This is a genomic window from Rhodococcus opacus B4 (genome assembly GCF_000010805.1).
GTDB lineage: Bacteria > Actinomycetota > Actinomycetes > Mycobacteriales > Mycobacteriaceae > Rhodococcus_F > Rhodococcus_F opacus_C.
The window spans coordinates 1,277,720-1,292,917 of sequence record NC_012522.1; the positions used below are offsets into that span (position 1 = coordinate 1,277,720).

A 15,198-nucleotide genomic window follows, 5' to 3' on the forward strand; every position below is an offset into this window, starting at 1 on the left:
GGGTTACGCGGGCAGGTCGATCAGACCGGCGAGGTGCGCGCGGTGACGGTAGGCGGTGCCGAACGCGAGCTGGTCGCTCTTCGCCCTCTTCAGGTACAGGTGGGCGGGGTATTCCCACGTCATGCCGATCCCGCCGTGCAACTGGACGCACTCCTCCGCGGCGTGGACGGCGACCCCGCTGCAGTACGCCTGCGCGATGGTGGCCGCGACCTCGGCGTCCGCGTCGCCCCGGGCGGCGGTGTCGGCGGCGTACCGGGCGGCGGCGGCCGCCGACGTCACTTCGAGCCACAGGTCGGCGAGGCGGTGCTTGATCGCCTGGAACGACCCGACGGCGCGACCGAACTGGGTTCGGTCCTTGACGTACGCCAGCGTCGTCTGGAAGCACCACTGTGCGAGCCCGAGTTGCTCGGAGGCGAGCAGTGCGGCGCCGAGAACGAGGGCCTCCCGGACGGCTGCCGCGGCGTTGCCGTCGTCGATGCGGGTCGACGCCGCGCCGTCGAACGCGACGTCCGCCAGCGACCGGGTCATGTCGAGTGCGAGGACGGGCGTGACGGTGACCCCGGCGGTGCCCGCGGGCACCGTGTGCAGCTCGAGCCCGCCCGGACCCTCGACGGGCACGATCAGGATGTCGGCTTCGGAGGCGCCCGCGACGCTGGTCACGGTGCCGGTGAGGGTGTCGCCGACCCGGCGCACGGCGGGGGTGAACCGGCCCGGTGCGGTCGCGAGCCCGACCGTGAGCGCACCGGTGGTCGTCCCGTCGGCGAGTGCGCCGATCGTCTCGGTGTCGCCCGCCTTCACCAGCGCGACCGTTGCGAGGACGGCGCTGGACAGGTACGGGACGGGCGCGACGGCGCGTCCGATCTCCTCCATGACCACCGCGGCCTCGCGTGCGCTCGCCCCGGCGCCGCCCAGGTCCTCGGGGACGAGCAGTCCCGCGAGTCCGAGTTCGGCGGCGAGCGATTTCCACACGCCGGAGCAGTCGGCGGGCGATCCGTCGTACGCCCCGGCCACCAGTTCCGGTGGGCAGCGGTCGGCGAGGAGCCGGCGGACGGAGTCGCGCAGGGCGTCTTCCGTGTCGGAGTACAGCAGATCTGCGGTGTTCATCGGGGCAGGTCCTTCCAGGCGATGTCCTTGTCGACGCGGTGCTCCGGCGGGAGGCCGAGGACGCGTTCCGCGATGACGTTGCGCAGGATCTCGGACGTGCCGCCCTCGATCGAGTTGCCTTTCGAGCGCAGGTAGCGGTACCCCGGTTCGCGGCCGGTGAAGTCGACCCTGTCCGGGCGGCGCATGGTCCAGTCGTCGTACTGCAGCCCGGCCTCGCCGTGGAGTTCGATGTCGAAACCGGAGATGGTCTGCGCGAGCCGGGCGAACGCCAGCTTCAGTCCGGATCCCTCCGGGCCGGGTTGTCCGGCCGCGAGTTGCTGCCGCAGCCGTTCGCCGGTCAGCCGGGCGACTTCCGCTTCGACCCACAGCCGGAGCAGTTCGTCGTGCATCGCGGGGTCGCGGAGTTCGGGGTGTTCCCGCCAGGCGCGGGCGACCGGTCCGATCATGCCGCTCTCCCGGGCGGCCGCGGAACCGCCGATCGCGACCCGCTCGTTGTTGAGGGTCGCGGTGGCCACTCGCCAGCCCTGCCCCTCGCCGCCGAGCCGATCGGAATCGGGAATGCGGACGTCGGTGAGGAACACCTCGTTGAACTCGGCCTCGCCGGTGATCTGCCGCAGCGGCCGGACGTCGATACCGGGATCGCTCATGTCGCACAGGAAGTAGGTGAGCCCGGCGTGCTTCGGGACCGTCGGATCCGTCCGGGCCACGAGGATCGCCATCTGCGCGTTCTGCGCCCCCGACGTCCACACCTTCTGCCCGTTGACGATCCAGCCGTCACCCTCACGGACGGCTCGCGTCGCGACCGCGGCGAGGTCGGAACCCGCACCCGGTTCGCTGAACAACTGGCAGTAGATGTGCTCGCCGGTGAAGATCGGCCGAAGGTACTTCCGCTGTTGTTCCTCGGTGCCGAACGCGGCAATGGTCGGCGCGGCCATGCCCAATCCGATCCCGTTGCGACCCTTCTCCGGACCCGGCGCGCCCGCTGCCTCGAGTTCGGCGTCGACCTGCGCCTGGAAGCTCTGCGGCAGCCCCAGACCGCCGCGTCCGGGCGGAAAGTGGACCCATGCGAGGCCGGCGTCGAATCGGGCCCCGAGGAACCGGGCCGGATCCGACAGGTCGTTCTGTTCGACGAGTGTCGCGACGCGGCCGCTCAGGTCGCGTGCGATCGCCGGTTCGTCAGTGGTCATGCCCATCAGTCCCATCGCTGTCGGTTCAGATTCCGGCCCGGGCGGCGATATCGCACGCCTTGGCCACGAGATCGTCGATGCGCTCGACCGTCGGGGTGCCCGCGGCCGCCTTGTTCTGCGGTTCGTCGCGGGCGCGGCGCATGACGCCCTCCGCGATGACCGCCACCTTCCACAGGCCGAGGACGTGCCAGAACGCCAGGGCGTCCGGGTCGCGTCCGGTCTCGTCGAGGTACACCCCGGCGATCTCCACCCGGTCCGGGAAACCGTCGAGGGTGGACGCCGGGAAGTCGCCGCCGGTGGTCTCACCCGGCTCCGGCCAGTACGCGAGCAGGCTGCCGACGTCGGCGAGCGGGTCGCCCAGGGTGCACAACTCCCAGTCCAGGGCGGCCGTCACCGCCCCGGTCTCGTGGGAGGTGATGACGTTGCGCAGATGGAAGTCGCCGTGCACGAGGGTCAGTTCCCGCTGTTCCGGCACCGAGGCGGTGAGTCGCCTGGTCAGGTCGTCGAGGGCGGGCAACTCGCGGGTCTTCGACTTCTCCCACTGACCCGACCACCGCTTGAGCTGACGCTGCGCGTAGGGCTTGTGGCTGGCCAGATCGGTCAACCCGGTGGTCTCGAGGTCGACCGCATGGATCTTCGCCAGCGTCCGCGGCAGCGACAGGCCGATCGCCCGGCGACGCTGCGGGGTCAGGGACTCCGCGATCGACATCCGATCGACGACCTGTCCGTCGACGAACTCCATCAGCAGCAGCGGCACGTCGGTCACCTCCGGATCGTCGGTGAGCCCGAACACCCGCGGGGTGGGTACCGCGGTGTCTTCGAGGGCGGAGAGGATCCGCGCCTCGCGCGCGACGTCGTGGGCCGACACCAGCAGGTGCCCGAGGGGTGGGCGCCGCAGCACCCATCTGCCACCTCCCTGATCCCGGACCAGGTAGGTGAGGTTCGACTGGCCGAGGCCGATCCGGTCGAAGGTCAGCGGTCCGGCAGTGCCGAGGCCGAGCGTGCCGATCCAGCGGCTCACGGCCTCGGTGTCGATGCCGACGACGTCCACGCTAGACACCGAGCTGGGCCCCCTGCCGGAACGGGAGGGCGTCGCCGAGCAGTTGCCCGCCGTCGATCGCCATCGTCTCGCCGGTGATCCAGCTCGCGGCATCGGAGACGAGGAACGCGACCGCGGACGCGATGTCCTCGGGTTCGCCGATCCGCCCCAGCGCCGTGGACGCCGACACGGCCTGCTCGTGGTCCTTCCACAGCGCCTCGGCCAACTTGGTCCGCACCACACCGGGCGCGACGGCGTTGACCCTGATTTTCGGCGACAGTTCCAGCGCCAGTTGCTTGGTGAGGTGGATCAGCGCGGCCTTCGACGCGTTGTACAGGCCGATGTTCGCCTCGAACGCCATGCCGCCGATGGACGCGGTGTTGACCACGGCGCCGCCGTGCTCGCCCATCCACGCCTTCGTGGCGAGCCCGGTCCACAGCACCGGCGCCCACAGGTTCACGTCGAAGGTCTTGGCGAATCGTGCGTGGTCCTGGTCGATGACCGGTCCGAATGCGGGGTTGGTTCCCGCGTTGTTGACCAGGATGTCCACGCTGCCGAACCGTTCGACGGTGGTGTCGACGCAGCGCCGGGCGGCCTCTTCGTCGACGGCGTGCGCGGCGACGCCGATCGCGGTGCCCCCGACCTGCGCCGCGGCGGCGTCGGCCGATTCCTGGGAGCGTGAGGTGAGCACCACGTCGGCGCCCGCGGCCGCGAGGGCCCGGGCGACGGCCAGGCCGATGCCCCGCGAGGCGCCGGTGACGATCGCGGTGCGTCCGGTCAGGTCGAGTCCGGCCATGTCAGCTCACCGCAACCTTGTGCCCGTTGGTGGAGGCGCCTGCGGTGTCGCGGTACTGGCGCAGTTCCTGACGCGCGATGGCGCGCTTGTGGACCTCGTCGGGACCGTCGGCCAGGCGCAGGGTCCGCAGGTGCGCCCAGGCCATGGCGAGGGGGAAGTCGTCGGTGACCCCGGCCCCGCCGTGCACCTGAATGGCCCGGTCCACGATCTCGAGCGCAATATTGGGGGCGGCCACCTTGATCGCCGCGATCTCCGTCCGCGCCTCCTTGTTCCCTACCGTGTCCATCAGATACGCCGCCTTCAGCGTCAGCAACCGGATCATCTCGATCTCGATGCGCGCCTCCGCGATCCAATCCTGGATGTTCGCGTTCTCACTGACCGGCTTCCCGAACGTCACCCGCGACGACGCCCGGCGGCACATCAGCTCGAGGGCCCGCTCCGCCATCCCGATCGCCCGCATGCAGTGGTGAATGCGACCCGGACCCAGCCGCGCCTGCGAAATCGCGAAGCCCTCGCCCTCGCCCTTCAGCACGTCCGTCACCGGCACCCGCACATCCGCGAAATCGATCTCCGCGTGGCCCTCCCGGTCCTGATACCCGAACACCGGCAGCCCCCGCATCACTGTCACCCCGGGCGCGTCGATCGGCACCACCATCATCGACTGCTGCCGGTGCGGCGCCGCCGACGGATCCGTCTTGCCCATCACGATCAGCACCTTGCAATTGCGGTGCAGCGCGTTCGACGCGAACCACTTGCGGCCGTTCAGCACGTACTCGTCACCGTCACGCACCATCGACAACTCCACGTTCGTCGCGTCCGAACTCGCCACCGCGGGTTCGGTCATCGCGAACGCCGACGCCATCGTCCCGTCGAGGAGCGGCTTCAGGTACTTTTCCTTGTGCTCGGCCGTGCCGAACAACTCGAGCACCTCCATGTTGCCGGTGTCCGGCGCATTGCAGTTGCACGCCTCCGACGCAATATGACTGCGCCCCATGATCTCCGCCAACGGCGCGTACTCGAGGTTCGTCAGCCCGGCACCCGTGCCCGGGTGCGGGTGGAACAGATTCCACAACCCCCGGCGCCGCGCCTCCGCCTTCAACTCCTCCAGAACCGGCGGCTGGAAATGCGGATCCCCCGACTCCCGCATCTGCTCCTCGTACACCGCCTCCGCCGGATACACGTGCGAATCCATGAACTCGAGCAGATCGACCTGCAACTGCTGGGCTCGTTCGGAAATGTCAAACAGGGACATGGGAACTCCTGACGGGTAGTAAGGGAACGATGGGTGTCTGCTTGTCGTTACCGGGTGTCACAGTGCTCCAGCAGCGAACTCTGGTAGCGGCGCATCCCGCGCAGCCAGCGGTCGTAGTCGGAACCCTTCTGGCGGTACATGGCGAGCACGCTCTCGTGGGGCAGGATCAGAAACGTCTCGCGGTCCACAGCGTCCAGCACGATGTCGGCGACCTGCTCGGGCTGCAGCACCTCCCCCGCCGAGACGACGGCCTTCGTGGCCGCGACACCGAGTGGATCGCCCGAGTTCTGGCCGGAGCGCATCAACTTCGTCTCGACCCCCATCGGACAGAGGCAGCTGACCCGAATCCCTCTGTCGCCATAAGTGACCGACAGCCATTCGGAGAACGAGACGGCCGCATGCTTGGTGACCGCGTAGGTGGCCGAACCGATCTGGGTGAGGAGCCCGGCCGCGGAGGCGGTCGACACGAAGTACCCCTCGCCGCGTTCGATCCACTTCGGCACGAGTTGCTGGGCGGCGCGGATATGGGCGCGGACGTTGACGTCGAACGCGAGGTCCCAGTCGGCGTCGTCGGCGTCGAGGCCGGGAGCTCCCGCGATGCCGGCGTTGGCGAAGTAGAGGTCGACGGGACCGAACTCGGTCTCCGCACGCTCGATGATGCGCCGGATCTGATCGGCGTCCGCGACGTCGGCATCTTCGGCGACGGCGGATCCCGGGTGGCGGGCGTTGATGCCGTCCGCGACCGCGGAGGCCGCCGTCGGGTCCAGATCGGCGACCAGCACCTTGGCGCCGCGCTCGGCGAGACGGTCAGCAATCGCCCCGCCGATACCGCCCCCACCGCCGGTCACGATGGCGACCTTCCGTGCAACCTTCACGAGGTGTCCTCTCCTTCGCCGTGCATTGTGACTCCCGTCTCTCTTTTGTATAGTTGAATCCGTCGTCAAGTTCAAGTGTCGGGATTCAGATCACACCTCGAATTCCGACCCAGCCAACGTGACACATCCAGGCCCTGCACCACTCGAAATTGAGGGAGACAGATGACCGACACCGCCGCACTGCCCGTTCGTCCGGCGAGCTTCGACGAGCTCACCGCGCTGATCGGCAAGGAGCTGGGCCCCACCGACTGGCACGACGTCACCCAGGAACGCGTCAACGCCTTCGCCGACGCGACCGGCGACCACCAGTGGATCCACATCGATCCCGAGCGCGCCGCGGCCAGCCCGCTCGGCGGCACCATCGCGCACGGCCTCTACAGCCTGTCCCTCGGACCGGCGCTGTCGGCGACCCTGCTGCGCTTCGACGGATTCGCGCACAGCCTGAACTACGGGTACAATAAGGTCCGTTTTCCCGCGCCGGTGCCGGTGGGTGCACGCATCCGGATGCGCGCCACCGTCCAGTCGGCCGAACAGGTCGGCGGCGGCATCCAGGTGACCATGAGCCAGGTCGTCGAGCGCGAGGGCTCCGACAAGCCGGTGGTGGTGTCCGAGTCCGTCGCCCGCGTCGTCGAGGCCGGACAGTAGCCGTGAGTACTTATCAACCGCCCGCGGTTAACAAGTACTCACAGGTGAATGTGCTCGATCCGGTGTCGCGCCACGCGGATGCCACTCCCGGCAACATCGCGCTGCGGGGTGCGGACAGCACCCTGACCTACGGACAGCTACGCAACGCGAGCACCCGGTACGCGGGAGCGCTCACGAAAGCGGGCCTGTCCCCCGGCGACCGAATCCTTCTGGCCGCACCCTCGGTGCCCGAATTCGTGGTCGCATACCTGGGCATTCAGGCGGCGGGGTGCGTCGTGGTGCCGGTGAACACGATGTCGACCCGGCCCGAGAGCGAGTACGTCCTCGCCGATGCCGGCGTCGCACTCGCCATCGTGTGGCACGAACTCGGGCCGGCGATCGCCGACGCGGCCGCCGCGCTGGACATCCCGGTCTGGACGCTCACTCCCGACAGCGCGTCACCGGACGCCGAGCCGGTTCCCGTCGCCGAGCGCGACCGCGACGACACCGCCGCCATCCTCTACACGTCCGGGACCACCGGGCGGCCGAAGGGCGCGGAGCTGACGGTCGGGAACCTGCTGTCCGGCGGTGAGATCGGCGCCGAATGCAGTCGCGGGTCGAGCGACGACCGGACGGGCACCGGACTGCCGCTGTTCCACGTCTTCGGGCAGGCATCCGTCATGATGGCGACGTTCACGGGCGGTGGGTCGCTGACGCTGCTGGCCCGATTCGATCCGGCGGCGATGCTCGCCCTGCTCCGCCGCGACCGTCTCACGATCATGGCCGGGGTTCCGACGATGTGGAACGCGATGCTGCATGCCTCCGGCGGCGCCGACCCGCAGGACTTCACGCAGCTCCGCATCGCCATCTCCGGGGGCGCGTCGTTACCGGGCGAGGTGGCCCGCGAATTCGAGTCCCGCTTCGGGTGCACCATCCTCGAGGGTTATGGGCTCACCGAAACCACCGCGTTCGGCACGTTCAACGACGTCGACCGCGGCGGGAAGATCGGCTACACGGGTCGCGCGGTGCCCCGCACGCAGGTCGAGGTGCGGGACCACGACGGGCTCGCCTGCCCTCCCGGGACCGTCGGCGAGGTGTTCGTGAAGGGCTCGACCGTGATGAAGGGCTACTGGAACCGGCCCGCCGACACCGCGGCAGTCCTGGACCCGGACGGCTGGCTGCGCACCGGGGATCTGGGTGAGATCGACGAGGAGGGCGATCTGCGCATCGTCGACCGGGTGAAGGACCTCATCATCCGCGGCGGCTACAACGTGTACCCGAGCGAGATCGAAGAGGTTCTGTACACGCACCCCGACATCCTCGAGGCTGCCGTCGTGGGCGTCCCCGACGATCACTACGGCGAGGAGGTGGCCGCGGTCGTGGCCACCGTCCCCGGGTCCGGGCTGGACGGCTCCCAGCTCACCGCCTGGGCCCGGGAACGACTGTCCGCATACAAGATTCCCCGGATCGTCGCGATTGTCGACGCCCTCCCGAAGGGGTCAACCGGAAAGATCCTCAAGCGGTCGATCGACAGGACCGCACTGAAACTCGACGCACTGACCGCAGAAGTACCCGAAAGGTGAACACCGTGACATCCGTGAACAGGCAGGTCCGACTGGCGAAGCGTCCGGTCGGCCGTCCCGACGACTCCACCTGGGAGATCACGTCGGAACCGGTACCCGAACCCTCGGACGGCGAATTCACCGTGAAGGTGGACTACGTGTCCCTCGATCCGGCGATGCGCGGGTGGCTCGACGACGTGAAGTCGTACGTGCCGCCGGTGGCGATCGGTGAGGTGATGCGCACCCACGCCGTCGGCCGGGTGGTGGCGTCGAAGAACGCGAAGTTCCCCGAGGGACAGCTCGTGTCCGGGCAGTTCGGCGTGCAGGAGTTTGCGCTCTCCGACGGCCGCGGCGCCCTCGCCGTCGACGAGTCGCTCGCCCCGGCGCCGACGTGGCTGGGCGCGCTCGGATTCCCCGGCATGACCGCGTATTTCGGTCTCACCGACGTCGGCAAGCTGGAGAAGGGCGACACAGTGCTCATCTCGGGCGCGGCGGGAGCGGTCGGGAGCATCGCCGGGCAGATCGCCAAGCTGAAGGGTGCCACGGTGATCGGCGTCGCCGGCGGTCCCGAGAAGTGCGCCTGGCTGACCGAGGAACTGGGTTTCGACGCGGCGATCGACTACAAGTCCGAATCGGTCGGCAAGGCACTGCGCGCCGCCGCGCCGGACGGGATCGACGTCTACTTCGACAATGTCGGCGGCGAGATCCTCGACGCCGCACTGGCCCGGCTCCGCAAGAACGCGCGGGTTGCGTTGTGCGGCGCGATCTCCGGATACAACGCCACCGACCCACAGCCCGGTCCGTCCCGGTATCTGTCACTGCTGGTCAATCGCGCCTCGATGACGGGATTCATCGTGTTCGACTACCTCGACCGGTTCCCCGAGGGCATGGAGGCGATGTCGGAATGGATCCGCGCCGGAGAGATCGTGGCACGTGAGCAGGTGGAAACCGGCGGCGTCGAGGCGTTCGGCCGCACCCTCAACCTGCTGTTCGACGGCGCCAACACCGGCAAGCTGGTGCTGAAGATCAGCTGACCACCGATTACACCCGCTCGGAAGGGTCCTCGCGGCCGTCACCGTACTCCGGTGGCGGCCGCGTTCGCGTCCGGGAACAGAAATCGGTTGAACGGCATTGTATTGAAAACTTGTGCGTTCTAGAATCGGGACATGGCAAGGGTCGAGTCCGACTCGGCGGCGCCGGGCGATTCCGGAACCCGCCGGTACCGCTCTCCGCTGCGTCGGATGCAGGCAGCTCAGACGCGAGCGGTCGTACTCGAGGCCGCCACGCGGCTGTTTGCCGAACGTGGCTGGGGCGGCACCGGCATGAGGGATATCGCGCGGGCTGCGGCGGTTTCGGTTGAAACCGTCTACACAGCGTTCGGATCCAAGGCCCACCTGTTGAAGACGGCGCTGGAGGTCGCGATCGTGGGCGACGACGCCCAGGTGCCGTTGGCCGACCGGCCCGTGTACACGGCGATCGGCACGGGACGCACGACCGGCGACCGCATCGAGATGGGTGCGCGCATGATCGCCACGATCAACGAGCGCATCTACCGCCTGGCCGTGGCGATCCGGCAGGGTGCGACGGTGGACGCCATGCTCGCAGCGGCGATTGCCGACCTGGAGGGGCAGCGCAGGCGCTCGGTCGCCGACGTCGCACAGCTGATCACGAGCCGTCCCCCCGATCCTGGTCAGGTCGACGAACTGTGGGTCCAGACCGGCGACCAGGTCTACGCCCTGCTCGTGGACGAATGCGGGTGGAGCCGCGTCCGCTACGAATCCTGGCTGATCGACCGCATCGAAGAAATCCTCGACCGCCCGGTGTGACACACGGACGCCTTTGTCTGGAGTAGGTCATGACAACCGACACGCTCTCCCCCGCCGACACTCGCATCATGCGCATCGTGCACACCGCGCTGCGCCGCGATATTGCCCGCGCCGCGGAGGTGCTGCGCACAGCGCCTCCGCCCGCGCAGGCCCAGCGGGTCGCCCTCGCCGATCATCTCGTGTGGATGATGCATTTCCTGCACCTGCACCACACCGGCGAGGACAGTGGGCTCTGGCCACTGGTCCGCGAGTTGAACCCGGCCGCCGGCGCACTGCTCGATGCGATGGACGCCGATCATGCGCGGATCGGCCCCGAGATGGAGCGGGTTGCCGCGGTGGCAGCCGACTACCGTGCGCACCCGGCTGCCCGAGAAGAACTGTCGCAATCCGTCACCTCTCTCGAACAGGTTCTCCTGCCGCATCTGCAGCGGGAGGAGGACGAGATGATGCCGGTCGTCGCCCGGACCCTGACCCGTCGTCAGTGGGACGACGTGGAGCAGCGGGTGTTCATCGCGTCGAAAACCAAGCGCGAGCTGGGGATCGAAGCTCACTGGATCATCGACGGTGCCGGTCGGGAAGACTACGACGTCACCGTGCGCAAAGTCGATCCCGCCACCCGGTTCATGCTGCTCCATGCGTTCAAACGACCGTACCGGCGGGCGTGCGCCACTCGATGGGGTGCCGATCTCGACGTCAGCCCACGGCTCCGCCGGCCGACCCGCACGGAGGGTGCGGCGGAACTGTGGATCGACGTCCCCGCCCGGCAGCTGTACGACGCGGTCGCCGACGTCACCCGCATCAGCGAACGCAGCCCCGAGTGCCGCCGCTGCGAGTGGCTACCGGGACGGCCACCGGGGACCGTCGGCGCCCGATTCCGCGGGCACAATCGCGCACATCACATGCGGTGGTCCCGGGTCTGCGAGGTGACTGCCGTCGATCCGGGCAGAAAGTTCGAATTTCGCACGGTGTCGGACCGGCGTAACCCGCTGTACCACGACTCGACCACCTGGTCCTATCTCTTCACCGCGGACGGCGACGGGACCCGGGTGACGCACTCGTATCGGATCGACGTTCTGCCGTACCGCCCGCTGCTCAGGCTCTACTCGCGCCTGCAGCCGCAGCACCAGGATATGCGGCCACAGATGCGGCAGAATCTGGAGGCACTGCGGCAGCAGGCGCACGCCGGCTCGCCTACCGGTCGACTCTCGCCGGAACCGCCTGGTAGAACTGGGCGCCGGGCACGGCCGTGGGATCGCTGCGGACCTCGGCGGGGTTGGTCTCGCGGAGCTTCCACGCGCAGAGGAGCGTGACCAGTCCCATCAGCGCGACGAAGACGGCGACGAACGTGGTGGTTCCGGTCTTGGCGATCAGCGCCGTCATGATGAACGGCGTGCCGCCGCTCACCGTGATCGCCGCCAGCTGATAGGCGAGTGAGGCGGCGGAATAGCGGACGTTGGGGGCGAACAGCTCACCCATGTACGCGGCGATCGGCCCGTACGTCATCGACTGGAAGACGCTGCCGACCGTGACGGCGATGAAGAACAGCACCAGGTTCCGGGTGTTGATCAGCCAGAAGTACGGGAACGCCCACACGATGATCATCGCCGCGCCGATCAGGATCATCGGCCTGCGCCCGATCTTGTCGGACATGTGCCCGGACCACAGCACGACACCGACCGTGAGTGCGGCGCTGAGCAGCGAGATCGCGAGCAGGTCGTTACGCTTCATGCCCAGTTCGGCTGTGCCGTAACTGAGCACACCGGCGATGGAGATGTAGAACAGCGAGTTGGTGGCCGCGAGCAGTCCGCAACCGAGCAGGATCTTGCGCCAGTGCTCCTTGATCGCTTGCGTGAGCGGTGCGCGGACGACGGTCTCGTTCTTCTTCTGCGCCGCCTCCTGCAGGTCCCGGAATTCGGGGGTGTCCTCGACCTTGGTCTGGATGTAGAGCACGACCGGGAACAGCAGTGCACTGGCGAAGAACGGGATCCGCCAGCCCCAGCTGAGGAACGCCTCGTTCGAGATCGCGGCGGTGGCGCCGAGGAACACGAGGTTGCCGAGCAGGACGCCGAAGGAGACGCCCATCTGCCCGAAGGTGCCGGAGAATCCCCTGCGCTTGGGGCTTGCCGACTCCGTGAGCAGCAGGACGATCCCACCCCACTGACCGCCGCAGGCGAGGCCCTGCACGAACCGCAGGACCACCAGCAGGATCGGGGCCGCGACGCCGATGGTCGCGGCACCGGGCAGGCAGCCGATGAGGAACGTCGCCAGTCCCATGAACAGCAGGCAGGTGACGACGGCCGGCTTGCGGCCGTACTTGTCGCCGAAGTGACCGGCGACGAGGCCGCCGAGCGGGCGGGCGACGAAGCCGGCCCAGAAGGTGCTGAACGAGAGCAGGGTGCCCACCAACGCCGACGAGCCGGGGAAGAAGACGTGGGGAAAGACCAGTGCCGCAGCGGTTCCGTACAGGAAGAAGTCGTACCACTCGATCGAGCTGCCGACGAGTCCCGCCGCCAGCAGTTTCCGATGTGCACGCTTGCGCTGCACGGTCTGGTCACCGGCTGCGTCCTTACTCGGCTGCACCGCGGATGTAGTCATCCGATCACTCCTCGAGATAGGTCATCTGTGGACGTGGGATTGGATTTTCAGAACATGACGCCAACTTCAAGTCAGTGAGCGCTTGCTTAGTGTGTTTGAATTGTTGTGTGATGTCAATCACTCGAGGGGATTGATCTTGCCGAATCCCGCCGGTGCGGACGAAGCTCGATGCGGCGGAGAGGACCACCGATGACCGAACTACAAGAAGGCATATCCGCGGCCGACGAGCCGAGCCCCGGACCGCCGACATCCGAGGAACGCCTGCTCCGCGCGGCGACGACACTGTTCTCCGACAAAGGTTTCGAAGCCACGCGCACGAGGGACATCTCAACCATGGCGGGAATGAGTCCTTCCGCCATGTACGTGCACTTCCCGTCCAAGGAAGATCTGCTCTTCCAACTGGTCCGCCGATCGAACGAGCGCGCACTCGCCCTGGTGCTGAGCGCCGTCGCCCCGTTCACCGACCCCATCCACCGCGTGCGCGCACTGGTCCGGGAGTTCAGCATCATGCACGCGAGGAACTTCCGGCGCGCGCGCATCGCCCAGTACGAGAGCAGGCATCTGAGCCCCGAACACCACGAAGTGGTCGCCGAAACCCGGCTTCAGATCCGGCTCGCGGCAATTCGCGAGGTGCAGAACGGGATCGATCAGGGGGTGTTCCTGATTCCCGACCCCCGCGTCGCGGTTCTCGCGATCATGTCGCTCGCGGTGGACATCTGCCGGTGGTACAGCCCCGACGGCGAGTTCACGCCGGCCGAACTCGGCGACATCAACGCCGATCTCGTCCTTCGGATCCTTCACGCGCCCGGCTACTGACGGGCTCTCCGGCGCGATCCGGCACGCGCAGCCCGTTCGTCCACATTCGCGCGAGCCCGGCGGTCAACTCGTCGAACGAGAGCGATCGCCGCTCGCTGGGCGGTCCGACGAAGTAGCCGTAGGCCATCCTCCCGACCATGGCGGACAACGCCTTCGACGTCAGCATCGGATCGAGCGAGGCATCGGCGAGACCGCGGTCCTGCAGATCGGCGATCGCGCGCGCGTTGCGCCGGTAGAAGGTCTCGTCCCGCGCGCGTTCCAGTTCACGGAATGCGGGGTCGACGTGCGCGACCTGCTCGAGCAGGGCCAGCAGACGCGCGTTCCGGCGGCACGCATGCAGGTATGCCCGGATGCTCGCCTCCACGACCGCATGTACGTCGCCCTCGTCCTCGACCCGCCCCATCCCGGGATGCAGCAGATCGTTCTGCGTCACCTCGACGACCGCCGCGAACACCTCTTCCTTGCCTGCGAAGTACGTGTAGAAAGATCCGGTCGACAGTCCGGCCTCCTTGCTGATGTCGACGAGACGGGCGGCGAGGTACCCGTCGCGCTCGAACACCACCCGGGCCGCGGCGACGAGACGGTCGCGGGTGCGGACGCCCCGGGCCGTGACCGGTGGCGTGGGTGCGGTTCGCGGGCGCGACATGTCAGTAGGGCTCGACGTTCTCGAAGTATCGACGGGGCACCTCGACCAGCATCTCGGTGATCATCTTCTCGGTGACCCCTCGTTCCCGGACATAGGGCAGCACATCCTTCTCGATGTGCAGGTGATGCCACTGCGGCAGCGCGGCCATCAGATTGAGGTCGATCCAGTCGATGTAGCAGGAGGCGTCCTGCGACGTCGTCTCGAGATTGATGCCGAACCGGTCCATCCCGAGGACGAAGCCCTCCTCGGCGAGGCCGGTCAGGTGCTCGACGTCGGTGCTGTCGCCGCTGTGGCCGAGCACGATCCGGTCGGGCCGCACCCCCTCCTCGTCGCACATCACCCGTTTGACGTGCAGCCCGGCCTCACTACCCGGGTGGGTGTGCACGGTGATGGGGACGCCCGTGCGCCGGTGCGCCTTCGCGACGGTGCGCATCACCCGCTCGACCCCTCGTGTGAGCCCTTGACGGTCGATCGCGCACTCGAGCAGGCCCGCGCGGACCCCGGTGTCGGCGATTCCCTCTTCGATGTCTTTCACGAACATGTCGACCATCGGGTCGGGGACCGCGGCACCCACGATCGCATCGAGCGCCGGACCACGGTAGTGGAAGAAGAACGGCACGTCGTCGTAGGTGTAGAGCCCTGTTGCGGCAACGATGTTCAGCTCGGGAAGATGCTCCGCGACCCGTTGGATGTTCGGAATGTACCGGCCGAGCCCCACCACGGTGGGGTCGACGATGGTCCGGACCCCCTGCCGGGCCAGCGCACGCAGTTTGGCGACGGCATCGTGCATGTACGTGCGTCCGAGTTCGGCGCTGTCGCTCGGTCCGCGGACCGTATTGACCTGACTCATGCAGACTCGCCCTCTCCGGATGTGAC

General features: G+C 68.2%; 15 protein-coding genes. 6 read left to right on the forward strand and 9 right to left on the reverse strand.

Going from position 1 to position 15,198, the window contains the following annotated elements:
• Positions 1-3: 3 nt before the first annotated feature.
• The 6 genes from ROP_RS05970 to ROP_RS05995 are packed head-to-tail and all read right to left on the reverse strand — an operon-like array spanning position 4 to position 6,253.
• On the reverse strand, positions 4-1,104 hold the full coding sequence (locus ROP_RS05970) for an acyl-CoA dehydrogenase family protein (RefSeq protein ID WP_012688429.1): 1,101 nt from the start codon (positions 1,102-1,104) through the stop codon (positions 4-6).
• Positions 1,101-2,291 (reverse strand): acyl-CoA dehydrogenase family protein, encoded by a 1,191-nt coding sequence (locus ROP_RS05975; protein WP_043826277.1) that lies wholly within the window; start codon positions 2,289-2,291, stop codon positions 1,101-1,103. The genes ROP_RS05970 and ROP_RS05975 overlap by 4 nt, the downstream gene beginning before the upstream one ends.
• A gap of 25 nt (positions 2,292-2,316) precedes the next feature.
• Positions 2,317-3,351, reverse strand: a complete 1,035-nt coding sequence (locus tag ROP_RS05980; RefSeq protein ID WP_012688431.1) for a phosphotransferase family protein — start codon at positions 3,349-3,351, stop codon at positions 2,317-2,319.
• Positions 3,344-4,126 (reverse strand): SDR family oxidoreductase, encoded by a 783-nt coding sequence (locus ROP_RS05985; protein ID WP_012688432.1) that lies wholly within the window; start codon positions 4,124-4,126, stop codon positions 3,344-3,346. The genes ROP_RS05980 and ROP_RS05985 overlap by 8 nt, the downstream gene beginning before the upstream one ends.
• Position 4,127: 1 nt before the next feature.
• Entirely contained in the window at positions 4,128-5,378 is a 1,251-nt protein-coding gene (locus ROP_RS05990; RefSeq protein WP_012688433.1) for an acyl-CoA dehydrogenase family protein, read from the reverse strand.
• A gap of 47 nt (positions 5,379-5,425) precedes the next feature.
• Complete coding sequence (locus ROP_RS05995) at positions 5,426-6,253, reverse strand: SDR family oxidoreductase (protein WP_012688434.1); 828 nt, start codon at positions 6,251-6,253, stop codon at positions 5,426-5,428.
• A gap of 162 nt (positions 6,254-6,415) precedes the next feature.
• Between ROP_RS05995 and ROP_RS06000 the strand changes: the two genes are divergently transcribed.
• From ROP_RS06000 to ROP_RS06020, 5 genes are all read left to right on the forward strand, one after another.
• A complete protein-coding gene (locus ROP_RS06000; protein ID WP_012688435.1) occupies positions 6,416-6,898 on the forward strand; it encodes a MaoC family dehydratase in 483 nt (160 codons plus the stop codon).
• Positions 6,899-6,942: 44 nt separating this feature from the next.
• Positions 6,943-8,460 carry an AMP-binding protein gene (locus tag ROP_RS06005; RefSeq protein WP_012688436.1) on the forward strand — a complete coding sequence of 506 codons (1,518 nt, stop codon included), beginning with the start codon at positions 6,943-6,945 and terminating at the stop codon, positions 8,458-8,460.
• Positions 8,461-8,465: 5 nt separating this feature from the next.
• Positions 8,466-9,473 (forward strand): NADP-dependent oxidoreductase, encoded by a 1,008-nt coding sequence (locus ROP_RS06010; protein ID WP_043826279.1) that lies wholly within the window; start codon positions 8,466-8,468, stop codon positions 9,471-9,473.
• 132 nt (positions 9,474-9,605) lie between these two features.
• On the forward strand, positions 9,606-10,265 hold the full coding sequence (locus tag ROP_RS06015) for a TetR/AcrR family transcriptional regulator (RefSeq protein WP_012688438.1): 660 nt from the start codon (positions 9,606-9,608) through the stop codon (positions 10,263-10,265).
• A 29-nt stretch (positions 10,266-10,294) separates the two neighbouring features.
• Complete coding sequence (locus tag ROP_RS06020; protein WP_012688439.1) at positions 10,295-11,575, forward strand: hemerythrin domain-containing protein; 1,281 nt, start codon at positions 10,295-10,297, stop codon at positions 11,573-11,575.
• On the opposite strand, the gene ROP_RS06025 is transcribed toward ROP_RS06020, so the two are convergent.
• Entirely contained in the window at positions 11,457-12,860 is a 1,404-nt protein-coding gene (locus ROP_RS06025; RefSeq protein ID WP_012688440.1) for an MFS transporter, read from the reverse strand. The genes ROP_RS06020 and ROP_RS06025 overlap by 119 nt on opposite strands.
• Before the next feature lie 189 nt (positions 12,861-13,049).
• Here ROP_RS06025 and ROP_RS06030 point away from each other — a divergent pair, with 189 nt between their 5' ends.
• Entirely contained in the window at positions 13,050-13,676 is a 627-nt protein-coding gene (locus ROP_RS06030) for a TetR/AcrR family transcriptional regulator (RefSeq protein ID WP_012688441.1), read from the forward strand.
• On the opposite strand, the gene ROP_RS06035 is transcribed toward ROP_RS06030, so the two are convergent.
• A complete protein-coding gene (locus ROP_RS06035; RefSeq protein WP_012688442.1) occupies positions 13,630-14,322 on the reverse strand; it encodes a TetR/AcrR family transcriptional regulator in 693 nt (230 codons plus the stop codon). The genes ROP_RS06030 and ROP_RS06035 overlap by 47 nt on opposite strands.
• Before the next feature lies 1 nt (position 14,323).
• A complete protein-coding gene (locus ROP_RS06040) occupies positions 14,324-15,172 on the reverse strand; it encodes a phosphotriesterase family protein (protein ID WP_012688443.1) in 849 nt (282 codons plus the stop codon).
• Positions 15,173-15,198: the final 26 nt, after the last annotated feature.

Excerpts from the sequence above, each read along its gene's own strand:
- ROP_RS06020 (WP_012688439.1), top strand. The coding sequence starts at position 10,295 with ATGACAACCGACACGCTCTCCCCCGCCGACACTCGCATCATGCGCATC.
- ROP_RS05975 (WP_043826277.1), bottom strand. The coding sequence starts at position 2,291 with ATGACCACTGACGAACCGGCGATCGCACGCGACCTGAGCGGCCGCGTC.
- ROP_RS05985 (WP_012688432.1), bottom strand. The coding sequence starts at position 4,126 with ATGGCCGGACTCGACCTGACCGGACGCACCGCGATCGTCACCGGCGCC.
- ROP_RS06040 (WP_012688443.1), bottom strand. The coding sequence starts at position 15,172 with ATGAGTCAGGTCAATACGGTCCGCGGACCGAGCGACAGCGCCGAACTC.
- ROP_RS06025 (WP_012688440.1), bottom strand. The coding sequence starts at position 12,860 with ATGACTACATCCGCGGTGCAGCCGAGTAAGGACGCAGCCGGTGACCAG.
- ROP_RS05990 (WP_012688433.1), bottom strand. The coding sequence starts at position 5,378 with ATGTCCCTGTTTGACATTTCCGAACGAGCCCAGCAGTTGCAGGTCGAT.
- ROP_RS06030 (WP_012688441.1), top strand. The coding sequence starts at position 13,050 with ATGACCGAACTACAAGAAGGCATATCCGCGGCCGACGAGCCGAGCCCC.
- ROP_RS06000 (WP_012688435.1), top strand. The coding sequence starts at position 6,416 with ATGACCGACACCGCCGCACTGCCCGTTCGTCCGGCGAGCTTCGACGAG.
- ROP_RS06015 (WP_012688438.1), top strand. The coding sequence starts at position 9,606 with ATGGCAAGGGTCGAGTCCGACTCGGCGGCGCCGGGCGATTCCGGAACC.
- ROP_RS06035 (WP_012688442.1), bottom strand. The coding sequence starts at position 14,322 with ATGTCGCGCCCGCGAACCGCACCCACGCCACCGGTCACGGCCCGGGGC.
- ROP_RS05970 (WP_012688429.1), bottom strand. The coding sequence starts at position 1,104 with ATGAACACCGCAGATCTGCTGTACTCCGACACGGAAGACGCCCTGCGC.